The organism is Streptomyces varsoviensis, from assembly GCF_000718635.1.
Taxonomy (GTDB): Bacteria; Actinomycetota; Actinomycetes; order Streptomycetales; family Streptomycetaceae; genus Streptomyces; species Streptomyces varsoviensis.
In genome coordinates, this window is record NZ_JOBF01000001.1 from 66,452 (window position 1) to 89,370 (window position 22,919).

Annotated in this window: 16 protein-coding genes and 1 pseudogene; 7 read left to right on the forward strand and 10 right to left on the reverse strand. The window is 71.8% G+C overall.

The annotated features are described in order from the left end of the window. Positions 1 to 69: 69 nt before the first annotated feature. Positions 70 to 1,299 carry a cysteine--1-D-myo-inosityl 2-amino-2-deoxy-alpha-D-glucopyranoside ligase gene (gene mshC / locus IF55_RS00300; protein ID WP_030879140.1) on the forward strand — a complete coding sequence of 410 codons (1,230 nt, stop codon included), beginning with the start codon at positions 70 to 72 and terminating at the stop codon, positions 1,297 to 1,299. 130 nt (positions 1,300 to 1,429) lie between these two features. Here mshC and IF55_RS00305 read toward each other — a convergent pair whose 3' ends face one another. From IF55_RS00305 to IF55_RS00335, 7 genes are all read right to left on the reverse strand, one after another. Next, a complete protein-coding gene (locus IF55_RS00305; protein WP_048831330.1) occupies positions 1,430 to 2,545 on the reverse strand; it encodes a PAC2 family protein in 1,116 nt (371 codons plus the stop codon). 345 nt (positions 2,546 to 2,890) lie between these two features. Next, positions 2,891 to 3,562, reverse strand: a complete 672-nt coding sequence (locus IF55_RS00310) for a FadR/GntR family transcriptional regulator (protein WP_030879145.1) — start codon at positions 3,560 to 3,562, stop codon at positions 2,891 to 2,893. A gap of 247 nt (positions 3,563 to 3,809) precedes the next feature. Next, positions 3,810 to 5,198 (reverse strand): PLP-dependent cysteine synthase family protein, encoded by a 1,389-nt coding sequence (locus tag IF55_RS00315; RefSeq protein WP_030879146.1) that lies wholly within the window; start codon positions 5,196 to 5,198, stop codon positions 3,810 to 3,812. Between the two features lie 177 nt (positions 5,199 to 5,375). After that, positions 5,376 to 6,986, reverse strand: a complete 1,611-nt coding sequence (locus IF55_RS00320; protein WP_030879149.1) for a glycerol-3-phosphate dehydrogenase/oxidase — start codon at positions 6,984 to 6,986, stop codon at positions 5,376 to 5,378. Positions 6,987 to 6,991: 5 nt separating this feature from the next. Further along, positions 6,992 to 8,518, reverse strand: a complete 1,527-nt coding sequence (gene glpK, locus IF55_RS00325; RefSeq protein ID WP_030879150.1) for a glycerol kinase GlpK — start codon at positions 8,516 to 8,518, stop codon at positions 6,992 to 6,994. A 38-nt stretch (positions 8,519 to 8,556) separates the two neighbouring features. Then, positions 8,557 to 9,342: an MIP/aquaporin family protein gene (locus IF55_RS00330; RefSeq protein WP_030879152.1), complete on the reverse strand. Its 786-nt coding sequence runs from the start codon at positions 9,340 to 9,342 to the stop codon at positions 8,557 to 8,559. 392 nt (positions 9,343 to 9,734) lie between these two features. Then, the gene (locus tag IF55_RS00335) at positions 9,735 to 10,499 is read right to left on the reverse strand and encodes an IclR family transcriptional regulator (protein WP_030879155.1); all 765 of its coding nucleotides are present in this window, start codon (positions 10,497 to 10,499) and stop codon (positions 9,735 to 9,737) included. A gap of 248 nt (positions 10,500 to 10,747) precedes the next feature. On the opposite strand from IF55_RS00335, the gene metH reads away from it, so the two are divergent. The 3 genes from metH to IF55_RS00350 all read left to right on the forward strand — a co-directional run bounded on the left by metH (position 10,748) and on the right by IF55_RS00350 (position 17,244). Continuing rightward, complete coding sequence (gene metH, locus IF55_RS00340) at positions 10,748 to 14,278, forward strand: methionine synthase (protein ID WP_030879158.1); 3,531 nt, start codon at positions 10,748 to 10,750, stop codon at positions 14,276 to 14,278. 244 nt (positions 14,279 to 14,522) lie between these two features. Further along, positions 14,523 to 15,224 (forward strand): HAD family hydrolase, encoded by a 702-nt coding sequence (locus tag IF55_RS00345; RefSeq protein WP_030879160.1) that lies wholly within the window; start codon positions 14,523 to 14,525, stop codon positions 15,222 to 15,224. A gap of 418 nt (positions 15,225 to 15,642) precedes the next feature. Continuing rightward, positions 15,643 to 17,244: an ABC transporter substrate-binding protein gene (locus IF55_RS00350; protein ID WP_030879164.1), complete on the forward strand. Its 1,602-nt coding sequence runs from the start codon at positions 15,643 to 15,645 to the stop codon at positions 17,242 to 17,244. A gap of 127 nt (positions 17,245 to 17,371) precedes the next feature. Here the strand turns inward: IF55_RS00350 and IF55_RS00355 are convergent, their stop codons facing one another. Together IF55_RS00355 and IF55_RS00360 are read right to left on the reverse strand one after the other, a co-directional pair. Continuing rightward, positions 17,372 to 18,043 carry a response regulator gene (locus IF55_RS00355; protein WP_030879167.1) on the reverse strand — a complete coding sequence of 224 codons (672 nt, stop codon included), beginning with the start codon at positions 18,041 to 18,043 and terminating at the stop codon, positions 17,372 to 17,374. 317 nt (positions 18,044 to 18,360) lie between these two features. Beyond that, positions 18,361 to 19,176 (reverse strand): annotated as a pseudogene (locus IF55_RS00360) (RecB family exonuclease); the annotation flags it as partial. Between the two features lie 197 nt (positions 19,177 to 19,373). Here IF55_RS00360 and IF55_RS00365 point away from each other — a divergent pair. The 3 genes from IF55_RS00365 to IF55_RS00375 all read left to right on the forward strand — a co-directional run bounded on the left by IF55_RS00365 (position 19,374) and on the right by IF55_RS00375 (position 22,379). Further along, complete coding sequence (locus IF55_RS00365) at positions 19,374 to 20,633, forward strand: site-2 protease family protein (protein ID WP_078643302.1); 1,260 nt, start codon at positions 19,374 to 19,376, stop codon at positions 20,631 to 20,633. 44 nt (positions 20,634 to 20,677) lie between these two features. Then, entirely contained in the window at positions 20,678 to 21,583 is a 906-nt protein-coding gene (locus IF55_RS00370) for a tRNA (adenine-N1)-methyltransferase (protein WP_030879171.1), read from the forward strand. A gap of 187 nt (positions 21,584 to 21,770) precedes the next feature. Continuing rightward, positions 21,771 to 22,379 (forward strand): hypothetical protein, encoded by a 609-nt coding sequence (locus IF55_RS00375; RefSeq protein WP_245661005.1) that lies wholly within the window; start codon positions 21,771 to 21,773, stop codon positions 22,377 to 22,379. A gap of 64 nt (positions 22,380 to 22,443) precedes the next feature. Here the strand turns inward: IF55_RS00375 and IF55_RS00380 are convergent, their stop codons facing one another. Continuing rightward, positions 22,444 to 22,749, reverse strand: a complete 306-nt coding sequence (locus IF55_RS00380; RefSeq protein ID WP_030879174.1) for a ferredoxin — start codon at positions 22,747 to 22,749, stop codon at positions 22,444 to 22,446. Between the last annotated feature and the right edge of the window lie 170 nt (positions 22,750 to 22,919).

Consider the following 22,919-nt stretch of genomic DNA (forward strand, 5'->3'; position numbering starts at 1 on the left):
GACCGCCTATCGAGCCAACGACCGCTATCCGGTTCGTATACGGACACTGCATCCGGTTACGCTCAAGGCATGTATGCCTGGCCCGCTTCTGAGGTGCCCGCCCTGCCTGGCAGTGGCCGCGACCTCCGAATCCACGACACCGCGACCGGCGGCCGAGTCACCCTCGCCCCCGGTCCCGTCGCCCGTATCTACGTCTGCGGCATCACGCCCTACGACGCCACCCATATGGGGCACGCGGCGACCTACAACGCGTTCGACCTCGTGCAGCGCGTGTGGCTCGACACCAAGCGGCAGGTTCAGTACGTCCAGAACGTCACCGACGTCGACGATCCGCTGCTGGAGCGGGCCGTGCGCGACGGCCAGGACTGGACAGCCCTCGCCGAGCGCGAGACGGCCCTGTTCCGCGAGGACATGACCGCGCTGCGCATGCTCCCGCCCCAGCACTACGTCGGCGCCGTCGAATCCATACCCGGCATCGTCCCCCTCGTCGAGCGGCTGCGCGACATCGGCGCCGCCTACGAACTCGACGGCGACGTCTACTTCTCCGTCGAGTCCGACCCGCACTTCGGCGGCGTCTCCGGGCTCGACGCCGAGGCCATGCGGCTGCTCTCCGCCGAGCGCGGCGGCGACCCCGAGCGGCCCGGCAAGAAGAACCCCCTCGACCCGATGCTGTGGATGGCCGCCCGCGAGGGCGAGCCGAGCTGGGACGGCGCCTCGCTTGGCCGGGGCCGCCCCGGCTGGCACATCGAGTGTGTGGCCATCGCCCTCGACCACCTCGGCATGGGCTTCGACGTCCAGGGCGGCGGCTCCGACCTCGCCTTCCCGCACCACGAGATGGGTGCCTCCCACGCCCAGGCGCTGACCGGCGAGTACCCCTTCGCCAAGGCGTACGTCCACGCCGGCATGGTCGGCCTGGACGGCGAGAAGATGTCCAAGTCCAAGGGCAACCTCGTCTTCGTCTCCCAACTGCGCCGGGACGGCGTGGACCCCGTCGCCATCCGGCTCGCGCTCCTCGCCCACCACTACCGCGCGGACTGGGAGTGGACGGACGGCGTCCTCGCGGAGGCCGTGGAGCGGCTCGGCCGCTGGCGCGCCGCCGTCTCGCGCCCCGACGGGCCGTCGGCCGACGCGCTCGTCGAGGAGATCCGCGAGGCGCTCGCGGACGACCTCGACGCGCCGGCCGCGCTCGCGGCGGTCGACCGCTGGGCCGCCGCGCAGGCCGCCGGCGGCGGCGCCGACGAGGGCGCGCCCGGCGTGGTCTCCCGCGCCGTCGACGCGCTGCTCGGCGTGGCGCTCTGACGGGACCGGGTACGGGCAGGGGCGCTTCCCATCGCGGGAAGCGCCCCTTTTCACGCGCCTGGGCGCCCTTCTACGTGCTTGGGCGCCCGGTCTTACGTACTTGGGTGCCCTCTATGCGACGGGCCGCCCCTCAGTCCTCGCCGTCCTTCTTCTCGTCCCCGTCGGACCCGGCGCGCTTGCCGCCGTCGTCGCCCTTGTCGTTTCCGTCGCCCCCGTTGGGGCCGTCCTTGGCGTCGCGGTCCGGGTCGCGGCCGGGGCCCGGGCGGAGCCCCGGCGGCTCGTCCTTCGCCGTCGGCTTGCGCGGGCGCGTACGGCCGCTGGACGTGTCCCGGAGATACGATCCGTCGCGGCCGTCCGCGACGCCGCCCTCCGTGGCGTGCCCGCCCGGCTGGCCCGGTCCCGGCTGGCCGTCGCGCCGCCGCAGATAGCGCTCGAACTCGCGGGCGATGGCCTCGCCGGACGCCTCCGGCAGCTCGGCCGTGTCCCGCGCCTCCTCCAGCGACTGCACATACTCCGCGACCTCGCTGTCCTCCGCCGCGAGCTGGTCCACGCCCAACTGCCAGGCGCGGGCGTCCTCCGCCAGCTCCCCGAGCGGTACGCGCAGGTCGATGAGGTCTTCGAGCCGGTTGAGCAGGGCCAGGGTGGCCTTCGGGTTCGGCGGCTGCGACACGTAGTGCGGCACCGCCGCCCACAGGCTCACGGCCGGCACGCCCGCGTGCGTGCACGCTTCCTGGAGGATGCCCACGATGCCGGTCGGGCCCTCGTACCGGGTCTCCTCCAGATCCATGGTGCGCGCCAGGTCCGCGTCGGAGGTCACGCCGCTGACCGGGACCGGCCGGGTGTGCGGGGTGTCGCCGAGCAGCGCGCCGAGCACCACGACCATCTCGACGCCCAGCTCGTGCGCGAAGCCCAGGATCTCGTTGCAGTACGAGCGCCAGCGCATGCTCGGCTCGATGCCGCGCACCAGCACGAGGTCGCGCGGCTTCGCGCCGCCGGTGCGGACCACGGAGAGCCGGGTCGTCGGCCAGGTGACCTTGCGGACCCCGCCGTCCAGCCACACCGTGGGCCGGTTGACCTGGAAGTCGTAGTAGTCCTCGGCGTCGAGCGCCGCGAAGACCTCGCCCTTCCACTCCCGGTCCAGGTGCCCGACCGCGGAGGAGGCGGCGTCGCCGGCGTCGTTCCACCCTTCGAAGGCACAGATCATGACCGGGTCGATCAGCTCGGGAACCCCCTCAAGCTCGATCACCCAGCGCTCCCTTCCGACCGGGGCGGACGGCTCGTGCCGCTTCCGGTTCGCAGTTCCAGTACATGCGCCCCAAGCCTACGGCTTCCAGGGCCCCTCACCGCAGCCCCTGTGCACGGACGAGTACCCATTCATCCGAGGTGTCTCCGGGCCTCTCCCGGCCAACTTCACTTGCACCACAACTGTCGCCTTCCAGGGCGGTACGGCACCCGAAACGTCCGACGTCCCCGCGGCCCCTGATGACCGCCTCACGACCGCCTCACGACCGCCTCGCGACCGCCACTCGACCGTCGGACGAGCGCCGCGGGCGGGGCCCTGGCGCGGGCCGCCCCGGGGCGGCGCGGAACGCTACAGGGTCGAGCGCAGCCACTGCTCCACGCTCGCGATGTGCACCGTCGCCCAGGACCGGGCCGCCTCCACGTCGCGGTCCCGCAGCGCGCCCAGGATCGCCCGGTGCTCGTGCAGGGTGCGGCTCACCGCGTCCTCCTGGGTCAGCCCGCGCCACACCCGCGCGCGCGTGGTCGGTCCGGAGAGCCCGTCCAGCAGCGAGCACAGCACCGAGTTGCCGGCCGCCTGGACGATGCGGCGGTGGAACTCCAGATCGCAGGCGACCAGTTCCTCCACGGAGGGCCGCGGCCCCAGGGCGTCCAACTGGGCGCCGAGCGCGTCCAGGGCGGCGTCGTCGATGCGCGCGCAGGCCATCGCCGTGGCCGCCGGCTCCAGGATGCGGCGGACCGCCAGGAACTCCAGCACGGTGTCGTCCCGGTGGAAGTCGACGACGAAGCTCAGCGCCTCCAGCAGGAGCTGCGGATCGAGGCTCGTGACGTACGTGCCGTCGCCCTGGCGCACGTCCAGGATGCGGATCAGCGACAGCGCCCGTACGGCCTCGCGCAGCGAGTTGCGGGACAGGCCCAGCTCCGCCGCGAGTTCGCTCTCCTTGGGCAGCCGGTCGCCCGGCCGCAGCGCCCCGGAGACGATCATCCCCTTGATCTTCTCGATCGCCTCGTCAGTGACCGCCATCTTGACCCTCCCCGCGCCGGACCCGGACGGACTCGACGCGCCGCCGCTCCCGTGCCGTCTCGGCACCCCGTCGATACATCCGATGTATGGCCTCATTATGGACCTGCCGTCCCCCGAGTTCCCCGGTGCACACCTCGACCGCGTTCCGGCGGAGCCGGTGACCGGCGGCCCCGCCCGGGCCGCCGGTGTGGCCGAAAACCGTACGTCCGTCACCCGGCGCGGGCCCCGCGCGGACCGGCCGGGGCGCTCACCCCACGGCCGTACGCAGCGCGGAGCGGCCCACGAGGCCGTGCACCGTGCCGTCGAGCAGCACCACCGCCGCCTCGGCGGCCTGCTCCTCCAGGGCCGCCAGCGCCGCCGCCGCGGACTCGCCGCGGCCCACGACCGGCAGCGCGGGCGCCGCGTGCGGGGCCACCGGGTCGTCGCCGCGCGCCGTCCCCGACGCGATCGCCGCCCGCAGCCGCTCCGCGGAGACCGCGCCGATCACCTCCGGCGCCATGACGGGCCGGTCCGGGCGGAGCGCGACCGTGGTGACCAGCACCGGGCCCGCCGCCCCGTGCGCGGTGGCCAGCGCCCGCTCGACGGTGTCGGTGGGGCGTACGTGCGGGCCCACGGCCGCGATCCGCGCGTCGCCCACCGAGGGCAGCGCGCCGTCCGCGTCCAGGAACCCCCAGCGCCGCAGCCAGTCGTCGTCGTGCACCTTGGAGAGGTAGTTGCGGCCCGAGTCCGGCAGCAGCACCACGACGAGGTCGTCGGGGCCGAGCCCGGCCGCGACCCGCAGCGCGGCGGCCACCGCGGTCCCCGCCGAGCCGCCGGCCAGCAGCCCCTCCTCGCGCGCCAGCCGACGCGCCGTCAGCAGCGACTCCCGGTCGGGGATCGTCTCGAACCGGTCGACGACCGGCGGGTGGTAGGAGGACGGCCAAAGGTCCTCCACCGTCTCCGGGTGCACGAAGTGGCCGATGCTCTCCACGAAGTACGGGCGTCCGTCGCCGCCCGAGTAGACCGACGCCTCGGGGTCCGCGCCGACGACCGTGACCCGGCCGCCGCTGACCTCCTTCAGGTACTCGCCGGTCCCGGTGATCGTGCCGCCGGTGCCCACCCCGGCCACCAGATGGGTGACGCGCCCCGCGGTCTGCCGCCAGATCTCCGGGCCCGTACTCCGGTAGTGGGCCAGCGGGTTGGCGGGGTTGTCGTACTGGTCGGCGTGCCAGGCGCCGGGGGTCTCGGCGGCGATGCGCGCCGCCGTCTCGTGGACGTGGTCCGGGTGCTCGCGCGGGACGCCGCTCGGGCAGACGACGACCTCGGCGCCGTAGGCGCGCAGCAGCGCGATCTTCTCGGCGCTGCTCTTGTCGGGGATCGCGAAGACGCATCGGTAGCCGCGCTGGGCGGCGACCATGGCCAGCCCCGCGCCGGTGTTGCCGGAGGTGCCCTCGACGACGGTGCCGCCGGGGCGCAGCAGGCCGGCCTCCTCGGCCGCGTCGATCATGGCCACGGCGGCGCGGTCCTTCACACTGCCGCCCGGATTGACATATTCCAGTTTCGCGTAGACGGGGGCGGTCAGGGCGCCCGTCACACGGTTGAGCCGGACCAGGGGGGTGCCGCCGACGGCGTCGACCAGGGATGCGTACACGTCCATGCCCGGATCGTAGGCGCAACGCGACGCGCCGGGGGAGGGCCGCTCGTACGGCGGCGGCGGTAGGCGACGGGGAGGCGGCGACCGTACGCGCCGGGGCAGGCGCGACCGTACGCGAGAGGGGAGGGCCGCCCGTAGCGGACGGCCCTCCCCTCGATGCGCTCAGCGGCCGACCGCGTGTCAGCCCTTCTTGTCCAGCAGGTCCTTGACCTTGGCGCGGACGTCGTCCGTGGCCAGGCCGCGGATGGTCAGGGTGGTGCGGCGGCGCAGCACGTCGTCCTCGGTCTCGGCCCACTCGTGGTCGCGGGCGTAGACGGCCTGTGCCCAGATCTCGGGGGCCTCCGGGTGGATGCGCTCGGCCAGCTCCGGGTTCTCGTTCGCCATGCGGGCGATCTCGAAGGACAGCGAGCCGTAGTGCGTGGCCAGGTGGCGGGCGGTCTCCGGGGCCATCCGGACGCCGTTCGCGCCGCCGTCGACCAGCAGCCGGTGGGTGACCGCGTCCGGGTTGGCGATGCCGGGCAGCGGCATGTGCTTGGGGAGCTGCGAGACGGGCTCCATGTCGCTGCCGAGCGGGTGGCCCGGGAGCTGCGCGAGCTTGTTCATCACCGTGCGGCCGATGTGCCGGAAGGTCGTCCACTTGCCGCCGGCGACCGACAGCATGCCGCCGCTGCCCTCGGTGACGACCGTCTCGCGCTTGGCCTTGGAGGTGTCGCCGGGGCCGCCCGGCAGCACCCGCAGGCCCGCGAAGGAGTACGTGATCAGGTCGCGGGAGAGCTGCTGGTCGCGGACGGAGAACGCGGCCTCGTCGAGGATCTGGGATATGTCCTTGTCGTTGACGGCGACATCGCGCGGGTCGCCCTCGTACTCCTCGTCGGTGGTGCCGAGCAGGAGCATGTCCTCCCAGGGGAGGGCGAAGGTGATGCGGTACTTGTCGATCGGGGTCGCCAGCGCCGCGTTCCAGGGGGAGGTGCGCTTGAGGACGAGGTGCGCGCCCTTGGAGAGGCGGATGCTGGGGGCCGCGTTCTTGTCCTCCATCGCGCGGAGGTGGTCCACCCAGGGGCCGGTGGCGTTGAGCACCAGGCGGGCGTCGACGCCGAACTCGGTGCCGTCCACGCCGTCCTTGAGGTCCGCGCCGGTGACCTTGCCGTGCGTGAAGCGCAGGCCGGTGACCTCGGCGTGGTTGAGGACCGTCGCGCCGGCCTCGACCGCGGCCCGTACGGTCATCAGCGCCATGCGGGCGTCGTTCATCTGGCCGTCGCCGTAGACCGCGACCGCCTTGAGGTTGTCGGTCCGCAGCTCCGGCACATCGCGCGCGGCCTTCTCGGCGCTGATGACGTGGCCGACGCCGTCGCGGAAGGCGGACAGCGCGGAGTAGGCGAAGACGCCCGCGCCGAGCTTGGCCGCGCCGTGCGGGCCGCCCTTGTAGACCGGCAGGTAGAAGGTCAGCGGGTTGGACAGGTGCGGGGCGACGTCGTGGGAGACGGCGCGGCGCTCGAAGTGGTTCTCGGCGACGAGCTTGACGGCACCGGTCTGGAGGTACCGCAGGCCGCCGTGGAGCAGCTTGGAGGAGGCGGAGGAGGTGGCGCCGGCGAAGTCGCCGGCGTCCACCATGGCCACCCGCAGTCCGGACTGCGCGGCGTGCCAGGCAACGGTGATGCCCAGAATGCCGCCGCCGATCACCAGGAGGTCGTACGTAGCCTTGTTCAGCTGGTCCCGGGTCTCGGCGCGGCTCGGGTTCGAACCGGCAGCCGGGTGCGTCCCGAGGGCCGGGACGCTCTGCAGGGTGCTCATGTTGATTACTCCTCGTCCTCGATCCAGCCCATGGTCCGCTCGACGGCCTTGAGCCAGTTCTTGTACTCGCGGTCACGCGTGGCCGCGTCCATCCGGGGGGTCCACTCGGCGGCCCGGCGCCAGTTGGCGCGCAGGGCGGCGGTGTCCGGCCAGAAGCCGACGGCCAGGCCGGCGGCGTAGGCCGCGCCGAGGCAGGTGGTCTCGGCGACCATCGGGCGCACCACGGGGGCGTCCAGGAAGTCCGAGAGGGTCTGCATCAGCAGGTTGTTGGAGGTCATGCCGCCGTCGACCTTGAGGGAGGTCAGCTCGACGCCGGAGTCCTTGGTCATGGCGTCGGTGATCTCGCGGGTCTGCCAGGCGGTGGCCTCCAGCACGGCGCGGGCGATGTGCGCCTTGGTGACGTAGCGGGTCAGACCGGCGATGACGCCGCGCGCGTCGGCGCGCCAGTAGGGGGCGAAGAGGCCGGAGAAGGCGGGCACGAAGTACGCGCCGCCGTTGTCGTCGACCGAGCTGGCGAGCGTCTCGATCTCCGCCGCGCTCTTGATCAGGCCCATCTGGTCGCGCATCCACTGCACCAGCGAGCCGGTGACGGCGATGGAGCCCTCAAGGGCGTAGACGGGCTTCTCGGTGCCGATGCGGTAGCCGACGGTCGTCAGCAGCCCGTTGTAGGAGTTGACGGGCTCGTGGCCGGTGTTCATCAGCATGAACGTGCCGGTGCCGTAGGTGGACTTGGCCTCGCCCTCGGAGAAGCAGGTCTGGCCGAACAGGGCGGCCTGCTGGTCGCCGAGCGCGGAGGCCACCGGCACGCCGTCCAGCGCGCCGCCCTTGGCGGTGCCGTACACCTCGGCGGAGGAGCGGATCTTGGGCAGCACCTCGGCCGGGATCTGCATGGAGGAGAGGATCTTCGGGTCCCACTCCAGGCCGCGCAGGTTCATCAGCATGGTGCGGGAGGCGTTGGTGACGTCGGTGACGTGCACGCCGCCGTCGGTGCCGCCGGTGAGGTTCCAGATGACCCAGGAGTCCATGGTGCCGAAGAGGATCTCGCCGCGCTCGGCGCGCTCGCGCAGCCCCTCGACGTTGTCGAGCATCCAGCGGATCTTGGGGCCGGCGAAGTAGCTGGCCAGCGGGAGGCCGGTCTCCCGGCGGAAGCGGTCCTGGCCGACGTTGCGGCCCAGCTCCTTGCAGAGCGCGTCGGTACGGGTGTCCTGCCAGACGATGGCGTTGTGCACGGGCTCGCCGGTGGCCTTGTCCCACAGCAGCGTCGTCTCGCGCTGGTTGGTGATGCCGATGGCCTTGACGTCGGCGGCGGTGATGCCCGCCTTCTCGATGGCGCCGGCCACCACGTACTGGACGTTCTCCCAGATCTCGGTGGCGTCGTGCTCCACCCATCCCGGCTTCGGGAAGATCTGCTCGTGTTCCTTCTGCTCGACGGCCACGATGCGGCCGTCCCGGTCGAAGACGATGCAGCGGCTGGAGGTGGTGCCCTGGTCGATCGCGGCGATGAACGGGCCGGTGGTGTGTGCGTCGGTCACGGTGTGCTCCTGGAAGTTCTGTGGTCTCGGCGGGGGGCTCAGGCGAAGGCGAGCTGGTAGATGCCTCCGGCGAGGGCGCCGCCGAGCAGCGGGCCGACGACGGGGATCCAGGCGTAGCCCCAATCGGAGCCGCCCTTGTTCGGCAGCGGCAGCAAAGCGTGCACGATGCGGGGGCCGAGGTCACGTACCGGGTTGATGGCGTAGCCGGTCGGGCCGCCCAGCGAGAGGCCGATGCTGGTCACGACGAGAGCGGTGATGAGCACGCCGGTCCCGGAGACGCCCAGGCCCTTGGTGAGGCCCTGGGTGAGGATCGCGAGGACGAGCACGGTGGTGGCGATGATCTCGGTGGCGAGGTTCTGTACGGCGTTGCGGACCTCGGGGCCGGTGGAGAAGATCCCGAGCACCGGGCCGGCCTTGGGGGCGACCTTCTTGTCGACCATGCCCTCCTGGCCGTTGTGCTCGGCCAGGACCTCGGGGTCGGTGAGGTGGGCCTTGAAGAGGCCGTAGTAGGTGATCCACATCAGCACCGCGCCGATCAGGGCGCCGAGGATCTGGGAACCGAAGTAGAGCGGTACGTCGCTCCACTTGGTCGTGCCTTCGATGGCCAGGCCGACCGTGACGGCCGGGTTCAGGTGGGCGCCGGACCGCTGGGCGATGTACGCGCCGGTCAGAACGGCGAAACCCCAGCCGAAGGCGACGGCGACCCAGCCGGCTTCGAAAGCCTTCGAGCGCTTGAGGGTGACAGCGGCGCAGACGCCGCCACCGAGCAGAACCAGCACGGCGGTGCCGATGGTCTCGCCAGTGAAGATATCGGAGCTGGACACCAGTGACTCCTTTGTCCTTCGTCCAGATGGACACCGAGAAACGCCGTACCCCGGGTCCCTCCGGTGGTCCGCGCCCTCGGTGAGGGCGGTGGGTCGGCCCGCGGCAATGTCCACCATAGCGAATATTGTCGTTAGGTGTTCGACAATGCCGACCGACGAACGGCAGTTTTGTCCACTGCTAAGTGCCCGTCAAGAGTCATGTGACCGAAAACTCCCGGCCAAACGGGCGTAACTTTTCGGTCGTACGGGCGTCCCCTGGCGCGCCGGACGCCTCAGAAGCGGCCCCCGCGCCGAAACTCGCCGCTCAGAAGCGGCCCCCGCGCCGGAACCCGCGCCCCATAGGCGGCCCCCGCCCCATAGGCAGCCCGTGCCCCCGGGAGCGGCCCCGTGGCTCAGAAGCGGCCCGCCCCGAGATCACGCGAGACGGCGCGGGCGCAGTCCCGTACGGCCGCGACCAACTGCGCCCGCAGCTCGCCGTCCTCGCACACCCGCTCCACCGCGCCCGTGATGCCGACCGCGCCCACCGGCGTCCGCCGCCGGTCGTGGATGGGCGCCGCCACCGACGCGACGCCCTCCCAGGTCTCCTCCACGTCCGAGGCCCAGCCGCGGGCCCGGGTGAGGTCCAGCACCCCCTCGAAGCCGCCGAGGTCGGTGACCGTCCGCGAGGTGAACGCCTCCCGCTCCGCCTCGATCGCCTCGCTGTGCGCCACCGGGTCGTACGCGGCGACCACCTTGCCCAGCGCCGTGCTGTGCAGCGGCTGCATCGCGCCCACCTCCAGCACCTGGCGGCTGTCGTCGGGCCGGAAGACGTGGTGGACGATCAGCACGCCCTGCTGGTGCAGCACGCCCAGATAGACGCTCTCGCCGCTGGCGCGCGCCAGGTCGTCCGTCCACACCAGGGCGCGGGCGCGCAGCTCGTGCACATCGAGGAAGCTGTTGCCCAGCCGCAGCAGCTCCGCGCCGAGCTGGTAGCGGCCCGAGACGGGGTCCTGCTCGACGAAACCCTCCTGCTGCAGAGTGCGCAGAATGCCGTGGGCGGTCCCCTTGGCGAGCCCCAGCGACGACGCCACGTCCGACAGGCCCAGGCGCCGCTCGCCGCCGGCCAGCAGCCGCAACATCGCCGCTGCCCGCTCCAGCGACTGGATGGTCCGAGCCACCGCGCAACCTCCTACACAAGCCGTTCGACAATGCTGAACACTATCGGTCGATGCCGACCCAGCGGTACCCGTCGGAAGCCGGCTCAGCATCCTCGGCATCATCGCGCCGCCGTCCAGCCGCCCTCCCCGGGCCCGTCCGCCCCCTGGGACGCCCGTACCGCCCCTTGTGCCGCCCGCTACCCTGGCCGGGTGCGCCATCCACCGGAAGGCGCAAAGCCGACAGCCGTCGCAACCCTGGGAGCAGTTCCATGGCCGTGAAACCGCCGTCTTCCGCAAGCGCAGCCCGAGCAGCCGGACTCCGTGAGGCTCTCGCCTCGCGCGTGGTGGTGGCGGACGGGGCGATGGGCACCATGCTCCAGGCGCAGGACCCCAGCCTGGAGGACTTCCAGAACCTCGAAGGCTGCAACGAGATCCTGAACATCACCCGCCCGGACATCGTCCGATCGGTGCACCAGGAGTACTTCTCCGTCGGCGTCGACTGCGTCGAGACCAACACCTTCGGCGCCAACCTCGCCGCACTCGGCGAATACGACATCCCCGAGCGCATCTTCGAACTCTCCGAGGCCGGCGCGCGCATCGCCCGCGAGGTCGCCGACGAGTTCGCCGCCGACGGCCGCCCCCGCTGGGTGCTCGGCTCCGTCGGCCCCGGCACCAAACTGCCGACGCTCGGCCACGCCCCGTACCCCGCGCTCCGCGACGCCTACCAGCGCAACGTCGAGGGCCTGATCGCCGGCGGCGCGGACGCCATCCTGGTGGAGACCACCCAGGACCTGCTCCAGACCAAGGCCTCCGTGATCGGCGCCCGCCGCGCGCTGGCCGCCGCCGGCGCCGACCTGCCGCTGCTCGTCCAGGTGACCGTCGAGACCACCGGCACCATGCTGCTCGGCTCCGAGATCGGCGCGGCCCTCACCGCCCTGGAACCCCTCGGCATCGACATGATCGGCCTGAACTGCGCCACCGGCCCCGCCGAGATGAGCGAGCACCTGCGCTACCTCTCCCGGCACGCCCGTACGCGCGTCTCCGCCATGCCCAACGCGGGCCTGCCGGTGCTCGGCAAGGACGGCGCGCACTACCCGCTCTCCCCGGGCGAGCTGGCCGACGCCCACGAGACGTTCGTCCGCGAGTACGGGCTGTCGCTGGTCGGCGGGTGCTGCGGCACCACCCCCGAGCACCTGCGCCAGGTCGTCGAGCGGGTCCGCGGCATGGAGCCCACCGCCCGCACCCCGCGCCCCGAACCGGGCGCCGCCTCCCTCTACCAGACCGTGCCGTTCCGCCAGGACACCGCGTACCTCGCCATCGGCGAGCGCACCAACGCCAACGGCTCGAAGAAGTTCCGCGAGGCCATGCTCGCCGAGCGCTGGGACGACTGCGTGGAGATGGCCCGCGACCAGATCCGCGAGGGCGCGCACCTCCTCGACCTCTGCGTGGACTACGTCGGCCGCGACGGCGTCGCCGACATGTCGGAGATCGCCGGCCGGTTCGCCACCGCCTCCACCCTGCCCATCGTCCTGGACTCCACCGAGCCCGCCGTGCTCCAGGCCGGCCTGGAGAAGCTCGGCGGCCGGGCCGTCATCAACTCCGTCAACTACGAGGACGGCGACGGCCCCGAGTCCCGCTTCGCCCGGATCACCACCCTGGCCGCCGAGCACGGCGCCGCCCTCATCGCCCTGACCATCGACGAGAAGGGCCAGGCGCGCACCCCCGAGGACAAGGTCGCCGTCGCGGAACGCCTCATCGCCGACCTCACCGGCAACTGGGGCATCCTGGAGCCGGACATCCTCATCGACTGCCTGACCTTCACCATCTGCACCGGCCAGGAGGAGTCCCGCAAGGACGGCATCGCCACCATCGAGGCGATCCGCGAACTCAAGCGCCGCCACCCCGACGTACAGACCACCCTCGGCCTGTCCAACATCTCCTTCGGCCTCAACCCGGCCGCCCGGATGGTCCTCAACTCCGTCTTCCTCGACGAGTGCGTCAAGGCCGGCCTCGACTCGGCGATCGTGCACGCCTCCAAGATCCTGCCGATCGCCCGCCTCGACGACGAGCAGCGCGAGGTGGCCCTCGACCTGATCTACGACCGGCGCCGCCCCGCCGTGGGCGACACGCCCGCCTACGACCCCCTCCAGCGCTTCCTGGAGCTCTTCGAGGGCGTCGACACCAAGTCGATGAAGGCCGGCAAGGCCGAGGAACTGCTCGCCCTGCCGCTGGAGGAGCGGCTTCAGCGGCGCATCATCGACGGCGAGAAGAACGGCCTGGCCGCCGACCTCGACGAGGCGCTCGCCGACCGCCCGGCCCTCGACATCGTCAACGACACCCTGCTGGCCGGCATGAAGGTCGTCGGCGAACTCTTCGGCTCCGGGCAGATGCAGCTCCCGTTCGTCCTGCAGTCCGCCGAGGTCATGAAGACGGCCGTCGCCTACCTCGAACCCCACATGGAGAAGTCCGACGACGAGGGCAAGGGCACCATCGTGCTGGCCACCGTCCGCGGCGACGTCCACGACATCGGCAAGAACCTCGTCGACATCATCCTGTCCAACAACGGCTACAACGTCGTCAACCTCGGCATCAAACAGCCCGTCTCCGCGATCCTGGAGGCCGCCGAGGAGCACCGGGCCGACGTCATCGGCATGTCCGGGCTGCTGGTCAAATCCACGGTGATCATGAAGGAGAACCTGGAGGAGCTCAACCAGCGCAACATGGCCGCCGACTTCCCCGTCATCCTCGGCGGCGCCGCGCTCACCCGCGCCTACGTCGAACAGGACCTGCACGAGATCTACGAGGGCGAGGTCCGCTACGCCCGCGACGCCTTCGAGGGGCTGCGGCTGATGGACGCCCTCATCGCCGTCAAGCGCGGCGTGCCCGGCGCCACCCTCCCCGAACTCAAGCAGCGCCGCGTGCCCCAGCGCGAGACGCCCCTCCCGGACGCCCCGGAGGAGACCGACGAGGGGCCCGTACGCTCCGACACCGCCACCGACAACCCCGTACCCGCCCCGCCCTTCTGGGGCACCCGGGTCATCAAGGGCATCGGCCTCAAGGACTATGCGTCCTGGCTGGACGAGGGCGCCCTGTTCAAGGGCCAATGGGGCCTCAAGCAGGCCCGTACGGGCGACGGGCCCAGCTACGAGGAGCTGGTGGAGAGCGAGGGCCGGCCCCGGCTGCGCGGCTGGCTGGACAAGCTGCACACCGACAACCTCCTGGAAGCCGCCGTCGTCTACGGCTACTTCCCGTGCGTCTCCAAGGGCGACGACCTGATCGTCCTGCACGAGGACGGCTCCGAACGCACCCGCTTCACCTTCCCGCGCCAGCGCCGCGGCCGCCGCCTGTGCCTCGCCGACTTCTTCCGGCCGCAGGAGTCGGGCGAGACGGACGTGGTGGGCTTCCAGGTCGTCACCGTCGGCTCGAAGATCGGCGAGGCCACCGCCGAGCTCTTCGGCGCCAACGCCTACCGCGACTACCTGGAGCTGCACGGCCTGTCCGTACAGCTCGCCGAGGCCCTCGCCGAGTACTGGCACGCACGGGTACGCGCCGAGCTCGGCTTCGGCGGCGAGGACCCCGCCGACGTCGAGGACATGTTCGCCCTCAAGTACCGCGGAGCGCGCTTCTCGCTGGGCTACGGGGCCTGCCCCGACCTGGAGGACCGCGCGAAGATCGCCGAGCTGCTGGAGCCCGAGCGAATCGGTGTGCTGCTCTCGGAGGAGTTCCAGCTCCACCCCGAGCAGTCCACGGACGCCATCGTCATCCACCACCCCCAGGCCAAGTACTTCAACGCCCGCTGACCGCCCCGGGCGGCCCGGAGAAGAGCCCTCCGCGCACCGCCCCGGGCGGCCCGGAGAGGATCCCCCGCGCACCGCCCCGGGCGGCCCGGAGAGGACCGTCCGCGCACCGCCCCGGGCGGCCCGGAAAAGATCCCCCGCGCACCGCGCCCGCCCGACGTACACTTGTCGGTCCGGTAAAGGCCGGTCGTCTTCCCCCTCGGGGGCGGCGACCGGCCTTCGCGTCCCTTCTGTGAGGTGTGTGCGGATGACCAGCAGCATTCCCGCCGTCGACACCCGTACGGCCGACGAATCCACCCTGCAGGCCGTGCTGCTCGACATGGACGGCACCCTGGTCGACACCGAGGGCTTCTGGTGGGACGTGGAGGTCGCGGTCTTCGCGGAGCTCGGGCACACGCTCCTCGACGAGTACCGCGAGGTCGTCGTCGGCGGGCCGATGACGCGCAGCGCCGCGTACCTGATCCAGGCCACCGGCGCCCGGATCGCCCTCGCCGAGCTGAGCGTGCTGCTGAACGCGCGGTTCGCCGAGACGATCGGCGGCGGGGTGCCGCTGATGCCCGGCGCGCGGCGGCTGCTGACGGAGCTGGCCGCCCACCGGGTGCCGACCGCGCTGGTCTCCGCCTCGCACCGGCAGATCATCGACCGGGTGCTGGCCACCCTCGGGTCGGAGAACTTCACGCTGACCGTCGCCGGGGACGAGCTGGAGCGCACGAAGCCGCACCCGGACCCGTATCTGCTCGCCGCCGCCCGGCTCGGCGTGGACCCCGCCCGGTGCGCCGTGATCGAGGACACCGCCACGGGCGTGGCGGCGGCGGAGGCGGCCGGCTGCCGCGTCGTGGCCGTGCCCTCGCTGGCGCCGATCCCCGCCGCGGCCGGGCGCAGCGTCGTCGGATCGCTGGAGGAAGTCGACCTCGCTTATCTCCGGTCGCTGATTACAGCAATGCACTGATCCGGTACCGAGCGTGGGCCGGGTAATGCGCTGGGGAACGCTCGGCGCAGGACCGCTTATTTTCCGTGACGAATAGCCCGTCCGAATTGCGTGACGGTTCAACCCCTTCGGGGGAGTGAGTTTTATCACGGGCGGCGGCGTCGACAGGGTGGGTGGAGATCGTCGCGGCACCCCCGCAAACCGGTCATGGCGCACCCTTGTGTCCCGATTGATCATCTCGCGTACGAATCGTTCCGGCGTCCGGATATCGGTGAATGGCCGCCCGTTATCGGGGCGTGATATCACGTCAACTCGGCCCCGTTCCAAAGATGCTGGCCGCGCGCACTAATGTCGTCGCGAGAACTTCACCACTGACCCTGTGGCCAGCGCACCCGACGTCGGTATGGTCCCGGGATCGATCGCAGGGAGAGCCCCGACAATGAACCGCAAGACGCTGGTGCTGCCGACCGTGGCGGGCCTCTTGGCCCCTGTGCTCGTCGCCTGTGGCGGGTCCGGCGGCGCCGGCAAGGATGGTGGGGCCATCGTCATCGGCAGCACGGACCGGTTCGAGCTGTCGAAGGACACCCCCGCCCCCTTCGACCCCGCCGAGGTCTACGACATCGCCGGTCTGACCGTGCTGCGCAGCACCTTCCAGACGCTGCTGCGGCTGCCCCGCTCCGGTACCACCCCGGTCCCCGACGCCGCCGAGAAGTGCGGGTTCGCCGACCGCAAGAACGAGCAGTTCCGCTGCACGATGCGCGAGGGCCTGAAATTCTCCAACGGTCACGACCTGACCGCCAAGGACGTGAAATTCTCCATCGACCGCGTCCGCAACATCAACTTCAAGAACGGCCCCGCCTCGCTGTTCGACAACGTCGACCGGGTGGAGACGCCCAGCGACAGCGAGGTCGTCTTCCACCTCAAGACCCCCGACGCGACGTTCGCCCAGAAGATCTCCACCCCCGCCGGCGGCATCGTCGACAGCGAGGTCTACGACCCCAAGAAGGTCCGCGAGGGCTACGACATCGTCGGCTCCGGCCCGTACACGCTGAAGGCCGAGGAGGCGGACGGCCGGGTCGCCAAGGTCGTCTTCTCGAAGAACCCGAACTACAAGGGCGGCCTCAAGCTCCAGAACAACAAGGCCGAGATGCGCTTCTTCGAGAGCTCCACCTCGATGGAGAAGGCGCTCAAGGCAGGCGACATCGACGTCATGAACCGCTCGATGTCGCCCGAGCAGATCACCCGGCTGCGCGCCTCCACGTCCAAGGACATCAACATCGTCGAGTCGCCGGGACAGGAGATCAGCTTCCTGGCCTTCAACACCAACGACCCGTCGGTGAAGAACAAGGCCGTACGCCAGGCGATGGCGCAGGTCATCGACCGGCAGGCGCTGACCCGCGACGACTACGGCCGCACCACCACGCCGCTGTACTCGCTGGTGCCCAGCGGCATCACCAGCCACCAGAACTCCTTCTCCAACAAGTACGGGACCACCCCCAGCGTCGACAAGGCGCGCTCCATCCTCCAGGCCGCGAACATCACCACCCCGGTGCCGATCACCCTCACCTACACCACGGACCACTACGGTGAGGCGACCGCCAAGGAGTTCAAGGGGCTCCAGGACCAGCTCAACGGCAGCAAGCTCTTCGACGTGAAGATCCAGGGCGTCGAGTGGTCCAAGTTCCGCCCCGCGAGCATCAACGGCGAGTACAGCGTCTACGGCATGGGCTGGTTCCCCGACTTCCCGGACCCCGACAACTTCATCGCGCCGTTCTTCGGTGAGGGCAACTTCCTCAAGTCCCCCTACCGGAACAAGAAGATCACCGACAAGCTCATCCCGGAGACCCGCGAGGAGCGCCGGCGCGACGAGGCGGCCACGCTCTTCCAGCAGGCCCAGGACATCGTCGCCGACGACGTGCCGATCCTGCCGCTGTGGCAGGGCAAGCAGTACGTGGCCGCGCGCGAGAACATCACCGGCGTGGAGTGGGCGCTCAACTCCTCCTCCCAGATCCAGCCCTGGGAACTCGGCCACGGCGTCTGAGTCCGAGCCACCGCAGGAGGGACCGGGCCGCCACCGGCCCGGGCCTCCGCGAGAAAAACGGCCGGCGGCCCGCTTGTGAGAGCGGGCCGCCGGCCATCGCGCTGTTCTCCGCCGCCGCGGGCCCCGCCTACTGCGAGCCGGGGCGCACCAGCCCGCTCTCGTACGCGTACACCGCGGCCTGCACCCGGTCCCGCAGGCCCAGCTTCGTCAGCACATGCCCCACATGCGTCTTGACCGTCGTCTCACTCACGAACAGATCCGCCGCGATCTCCGCGTTCGACAGGCCGCGCGCCACCAGCTTGAGCACCTCCACCTCGCGCTCGGTCAGCGTGTCCAGCGTGTCCGGGACCTTCTCCTCACCCGACGGCAGATGCCCCGCGTACTTGTCCAGCAGCCGCCGCGTGATGCTCGGCGCGAGCATCGCCTCGCCGCCCGCCACCACCCGGATCGCCTGCACCAGCTCGTCGGCCGGCGCGTCCTTCAGCAGAAAGCCGCTGGCCCCCGCGCGCAACGCCTCCACCACATACTCGTCCAGGTCAAAGGTGGTCAGCACCAGCACCTTCGCCGGACCGTCCCGGCCCGGCCCGGTGATCTGCCGGGTCGCCTCCACGCCGTCCATCCGGGGCATCCGGATGTCCATCAGCACCACATCGGGCTGCAGCGCCCGCACCTGGTCGAGCGCCTGCAAGCCGTCGCCGGCCTCGCCGACGACCGCGAGATCCTGCTCGGCCTCCAGGATCATCCGGAAACCGGTGCGCAGCAGCGGCTGGTCGTCGACCAGCAGGACGCGGATAGCCACAGGGACTCTCTCCTTCGCTAGACCTGCCCCATTCTGCCTTGCGCCCCCTGCCCCGAAGCCACAGCCCCGACCCCGACCTCGGCCCCCGCCGCGGCCTCTGCGTCGACGCCCGCCCCGGCCTCCGCGCCCGCGTCGACTCCGGTCACCGCGCCCGCGTCGAGCCCGGCCTCCGCGCCCGCGTCGGCCCCGGCCTCCGCGCCCGCGTCGACTCCGGCGTCCGTGCCCGCGCCGGACCTGGCCTCCGCGGCGGACGCCGCCCCGGCGTCGGGCACGGCCTCCTCAGCGTCGGCCGGTGCCCCGGAGCCGAACCCGGTCCCTGCGGCGGACGCCGCCCCGGCGTCCACCACCGGCAGTGGATACGGCGGCGGTGTGCCGCCGAATTCCGGGCATACCGCCTGGTGGTCGCACCAACCGCACAGCCGGCTCGGCTTCGGCCGCCAGTCGCCCGTCTCCGTGGCCAGCGCGATCGCCTCCCACAGGGCCAGCAGCTTGCGCTCCACCGCCCGCAGCTCCTCCTCGCCGGGGTCGTACGTCAGCACATCACCGCTGCCCAGATAGACGAGCTGGAGGCGGCGCGGCACCACGCCCCGCAGCCGCCACATCACCAGCGCGTAGAACTGCATCTGGAACAACGGCTCCGACCGGAACCGCGGCGCCGGGGCCTTCCCCGTCTTGTAGTCCACCAGCCGCACCTCGCCGCTCGGCGCCACATCGACCCGGTCGATGAACCCCCGCAGCGTCAGCCCCGAATCCAGGACCGTCTCCACATACAGCTCCCGGTCGGCGGGCTCCAGCCGCGTCGGGTCCTCCAGCGTGAACCACCGCTCCACCAGCCGCTCCGCGTCGCCCAGCCACCCGGCCAGCCGCTCCCCCCGCGGATCGTCCTCGAACAGCTCCGCCAGCTCCGGCCGCTTGGCCAGCAGCTTCTCCCACTCGTCCGGCACCATCGCCCGCGCGCCCGCGGCCGTACGCTCCGCCGCCGGCGCGTCGAAGAGCCGCTCCAGCACCGCGTGCACCACCGTGCCCCGCGTCGCCGCGGCACTCGGCTTCTCCGGCAGCTTGTCGATCACCCGGAAGCGGTAGAGCAGCGGGCACCGCATGAAATCGCCCGCGCGCGACGGCGACAACGCCATCGGCCGTTCGGCCGACCCGGCCCGCCGGCCGCTCGCCCCGGCCCGCGGAATCTTCTCGAAGCTGCTTCCCATGCCGCAGACCCTACGGCCCCCCACCGACAACGATCCGCATACCATCGACGGCAGACCGTCTCACACTGCATGATCGTGGAAACGCGCCAGGCCGGTGCGGGGCCGAACGCCGACGAGGGGACACCGTGGAGAACAGCGGGCAGGGCCAGTCCGGCGGGGGAGCGGGCCCCCAGGCCGAGGAGCCCAAAAAGCCCGAGGGCCGAGAACCACGCCGCCCACGCCGCCCCCGCGAACAGGGCGGCGGCATCCTCATGGGCCGCCCCTTCGGCGTACCCGTCTACGTCGCCCCGAGCTGGTTCCTCGTCGCCGCCCTCATCACCTGGGTCTTCGGCGGCCAGCTCGACCGCGTCCTGCCCGAGCTCGGCCGCGCCCGCTACCTCGTCTCCCTCTTCTTCGCCGTCGCCTTCTACGCCTCGGTCCTCGTCCACGAGCTCGCCCACACCATCGCCGCCCTCCGCTTCAAGCTCCCCGTCCGCCGCATCCAGCTCCAGTTCTTCGGCGGCGTCTCCGAGATCGAGAAGGACGCCGAGACCCCCGGCCGCGAATTCGTCCTCGCCTTCGTCGGCCCGCTCCTCTCCCTCGTCCTCGCCGGCGTCTTCTACCTCGCCATGTGGACCGTCGAGCCCGGCACCGTACCCGGCGTCCTGCTCGCCGGACTGATGATCTCCAACCTGATCGTCGCGATCTTCAACCTGCTGCCCGGCCTCCCCCTCGACGGCGGCCGCATGCTCCGCGCCGTCGTCTGGAAGATCACCGGCAACCCGATGAGCGGCACCGTCGCCGCCGCCTGGGTCGGCCGCGGCCTCGCCGTCGCCGTCCTCATCGGCCTCCCCCTGCTCACCCAGGCCGGCCACCTCGGCGACGGAAACGAGGGCTTCGGCGGCGTCGACTCCCTCACCGACGCCCTCCTCGCCGCGATCCTCGCCGCGATCATCTGGACCGGCGCCGGCAACAGCCTCCGCGTCGCCCGGCTCCGCGAACGCCTCCCCGGCCTCACCGTCCGCACCCTCACCCGCCGCGCCGTCCCCGTCGAAGCCGCCACCCCGCTCTCCGAAGCCCTCCGCCGCGCCAACGACGCCGGAGCCCGCGCCCTCGTCGTCGTCGACACCGCCGGCGCCCCCACCGCCCTCGTCCGCGAATCCGCCATCGTCGCCGTCCCCGAACACCGACGCCCCTGGGTCCCCGTCAGCGGCCTCGCCCAGGAGCTCAAGGACGGCATGCGCGTCTCCGCCGAGCTCGCCGGCGAAGAACTCCTCGACGCCCTCCGCGCCACCCCCGCCACGGAATACCTGGTCGTCGAGGAGACCGGCGAGATCTACGGCGTCCTGTCCACCTCCGACGTCGAACGCGCCTTCGTCGCCGCCATGGCCCGCCCGCAGCGCTAGCGACCCCGGACGACCCCGCCCCCGACCCCAGGTAGGCTGGTCACATGTCCGAACCGACCGGTGCCGCCCGCCGTCGCGGCCCCTTCCAGGTCGGGGACCAGGTCCAGCTCACCGACCCCAAGGGACGCCACTACACCTTCACGCTCGAAGCCGGGAAGCAGTTCCACACCCACAAGGGTGCCTTCCCCCACGACGAGCTGATCGGTGCCCCCGAGGGCAGTGTTGTCCGAACCACGGGAAACGTCGCCTACCTCGCGCTGCGCCCCCTGCTCCCCGACTACGTCCTGTCCATGCCGCGCGGCGCCGCCGTGGTCTACCCCAAGGACGCGGGGCAGATCCTGGCGATGGCCGACATCTTCCCCGGCGCCCGCGTCGTCGAGGCAGGCGTCGGCTCCGGCTCCCTGAGCACCTTCCTGCTCCGCGCCATCGGCGACCAGGGCATGCTCCACTCCTACGAGCGCCGGGCCGACTTCGCCGAGATCGCCACCCAGAACGTGCAGCGCTACTTCGGCGCACCCCACCCCGCCTGGACGCTCACCGTCGGCGACCTCCAGGACAACCTCTCCGACACCGACGTCGACCGCGTCATCCTCGACATGCTCGCCCCCTGGGAATGCCTGGAGCCCGTCTCCAAGGCCCTCGTGCCCGGCGGCATCCTCTGCGCGTACGTCGCCACCACCACCCAGCTCGCCCGCACCGTCGAGGCGATCCGCGAACACGGAACGTTCAACGAACCGTCCGCCTGGGAGACCATGGTCCGCACCTGGCACGTCGAGGGCCTGGCCGTACGCCCCGACCACCGCATGATCGGCCACACCGGGTTCCTGCTCACCGCCCGCCGCCTCGCCGACGGCGTCGAGCCCCCGCTGCGCCGCCGCCGCCCCGCCAAGGGCGCCTACGGCGACGACTACACCGGCCCCGGCAGCCAGAGCGGCTCCGCCGACCGCTGACCCCGGCACCGCCCGTACCCACTCCACCCCGGCCCCGCCGCCCGAACCCCGCGCCAGCGGAACTCGGCGGCGGGGCCGACGCGTTGAACGATCGCCGGCCACACACGCCCCGTGGTTCCCCGGCCCCGCACCGTATGGCACGATGCTGGACACCCCGACGCCACAGCTCTCACAGGAGTCACCCCGCGTGCAGCCCCCGGCAGGCACTGGGCCCTTCCCCACGCCCGGCACCGACCCCTCCCACGGCCCCACACACGCCCGTACCCGCCCCGTGCACTGGATCGCGACCGCCGCCGCACTCGCCCTCGTCATCGCCGGCGCGGCCCTCGTCCAGCCCCCGGACGCCACCGCTACCACCACCGCACCACGCCCCGGTACGCCCGCCGGCGGAGCACCCGACGCCCACGCCGCACGGTATCCGCTGGACTGCGGCCACACGGAAGTGGACGTCATGGGGAAGGGCTCGGCCGACTTCGACGGCGACGGACGACCCGAGACGGTCGCCGTGGTGCGCTGCCACGCCCAGGGCGGCACCCCGCCCAACGGCGTGTACGTCCTGACGCCGCCGGCCGCCGAGGGCGGGCGGCCCACCGTCGCCGCGACCCTCCTCGACCCCGCGCAGCGGATGAACGTCACGGACTTCCGCGTCTTCGGGGCCACCATCTCGGCGACCCTGCTCGGCTACTCCTCGAACGACGTGCCGCGTTGCTGCCCCGACAAGCGGCGCGGCGTCAAATGGCAGTGGGAGGACGGGAAGTTCGCCCTCACCGCCCTCCCCGCGCCCGGCAGCGTCTGACGCCGTACGCCCGACAGGTCACCCTGCGTGCCCGCTGGTCACACGGCGTGTTCGGCCGGTCGCCTCAGTCGGCGTCCGGCCCGTAAACCTCCACCTGGTCCGCGACCCGCCGCACATGGATGCAGTCCCCGGGGCACTCCTTCGCCGAGTCCCGCACATCGTTCAACAACGGCAGCGGCACCGGCGTCGTGGCGCCCTTCTCCTGCAGCAGCTCGTCATCGGCGCTCTTGACATACGCGAGACCGTCGATGTCGAGTTCGAAGACCTCCGGGGCGTACTGCGCGCAGATCCCGTCGCCGGTGCACAGGTCCTGATCGATCCAGACCTCAAGATCCTCGGTGCTGTCCCGGGCCTCGTCCTGCACGGTCATCTCGCCTGCCGTTCCCTGCGTGAGCGTCAAAATCTTGCGGTAAGTCGTGCCAGCCCTGACGGGTGTTGACCGACTCGACGATACAACCGCCCGCTTTCTGATGTTGTTGGGTGGGTATTCCCCTGACGTAAGGACGTGCGCAAGGGTGAAGATCGGACACACCCCGACCG

Coding starts and splice junctions, on each gene's coding strand:
- IF55_RS00315 (WP_030879146.1), bottom strand. CDS start 5,198: ATGGACGTGTACGCATCCCTGGTCGACGCCGTCGGCGGCACCCCCCTG.
- IF55_RS00350 (WP_030879164.1), top strand. CDS start 15,643: ATGAACCGCAAGACGCTGGTGCTGCCGACCGTGGCGGGCCTCTTGGCC.
- IF55_RS00370 (WP_030879171.1), top strand. CDS start 20,678: ATGTCCGAACCGACCGGTGCCGCCCGCCGTCGCGGCCCCTTCCAGGTC.
- IF55_RS00380 (WP_030879174.1), bottom strand. CDS start 22,749: ATGACCGTGCAGGACGAGGCCCGGGACAGCACCGAGGATCTTGAGGTC.
- IF55_RS00310 (WP_030879145.1), bottom strand. CDS start 3,562: ATGGCGGTCACTGACGAGGCGATCGAGAAGATCAAGGGGATGATCGTC.
- IF55_RS00320 (WP_030879149.1), bottom strand. CDS start 6,986: ATGAGCACCCTGCAGAGCGTCCCGGCCCTCGGGACGCACCCGGCTGCC.
- metH (WP_030879158.1), top strand. CDS start 10,748: ATGGCCGTGAAACCGCCGTCTTCCGCAAGCGCAGCCCGAGCAGCCGGA.
- IF55_RS00345 (WP_030879160.1), top strand. CDS start 14,523: ATGACCAGCAGCATTCCCGCCGTCGACACCCGTACGGCCGACGAATCC.
- mshC (WP_030879140.1), top strand. CDS start 70: ATGTATGCCTGGCCCGCTTCTGAGGTGCCCGCCCTGCCTGGCAGTGGC.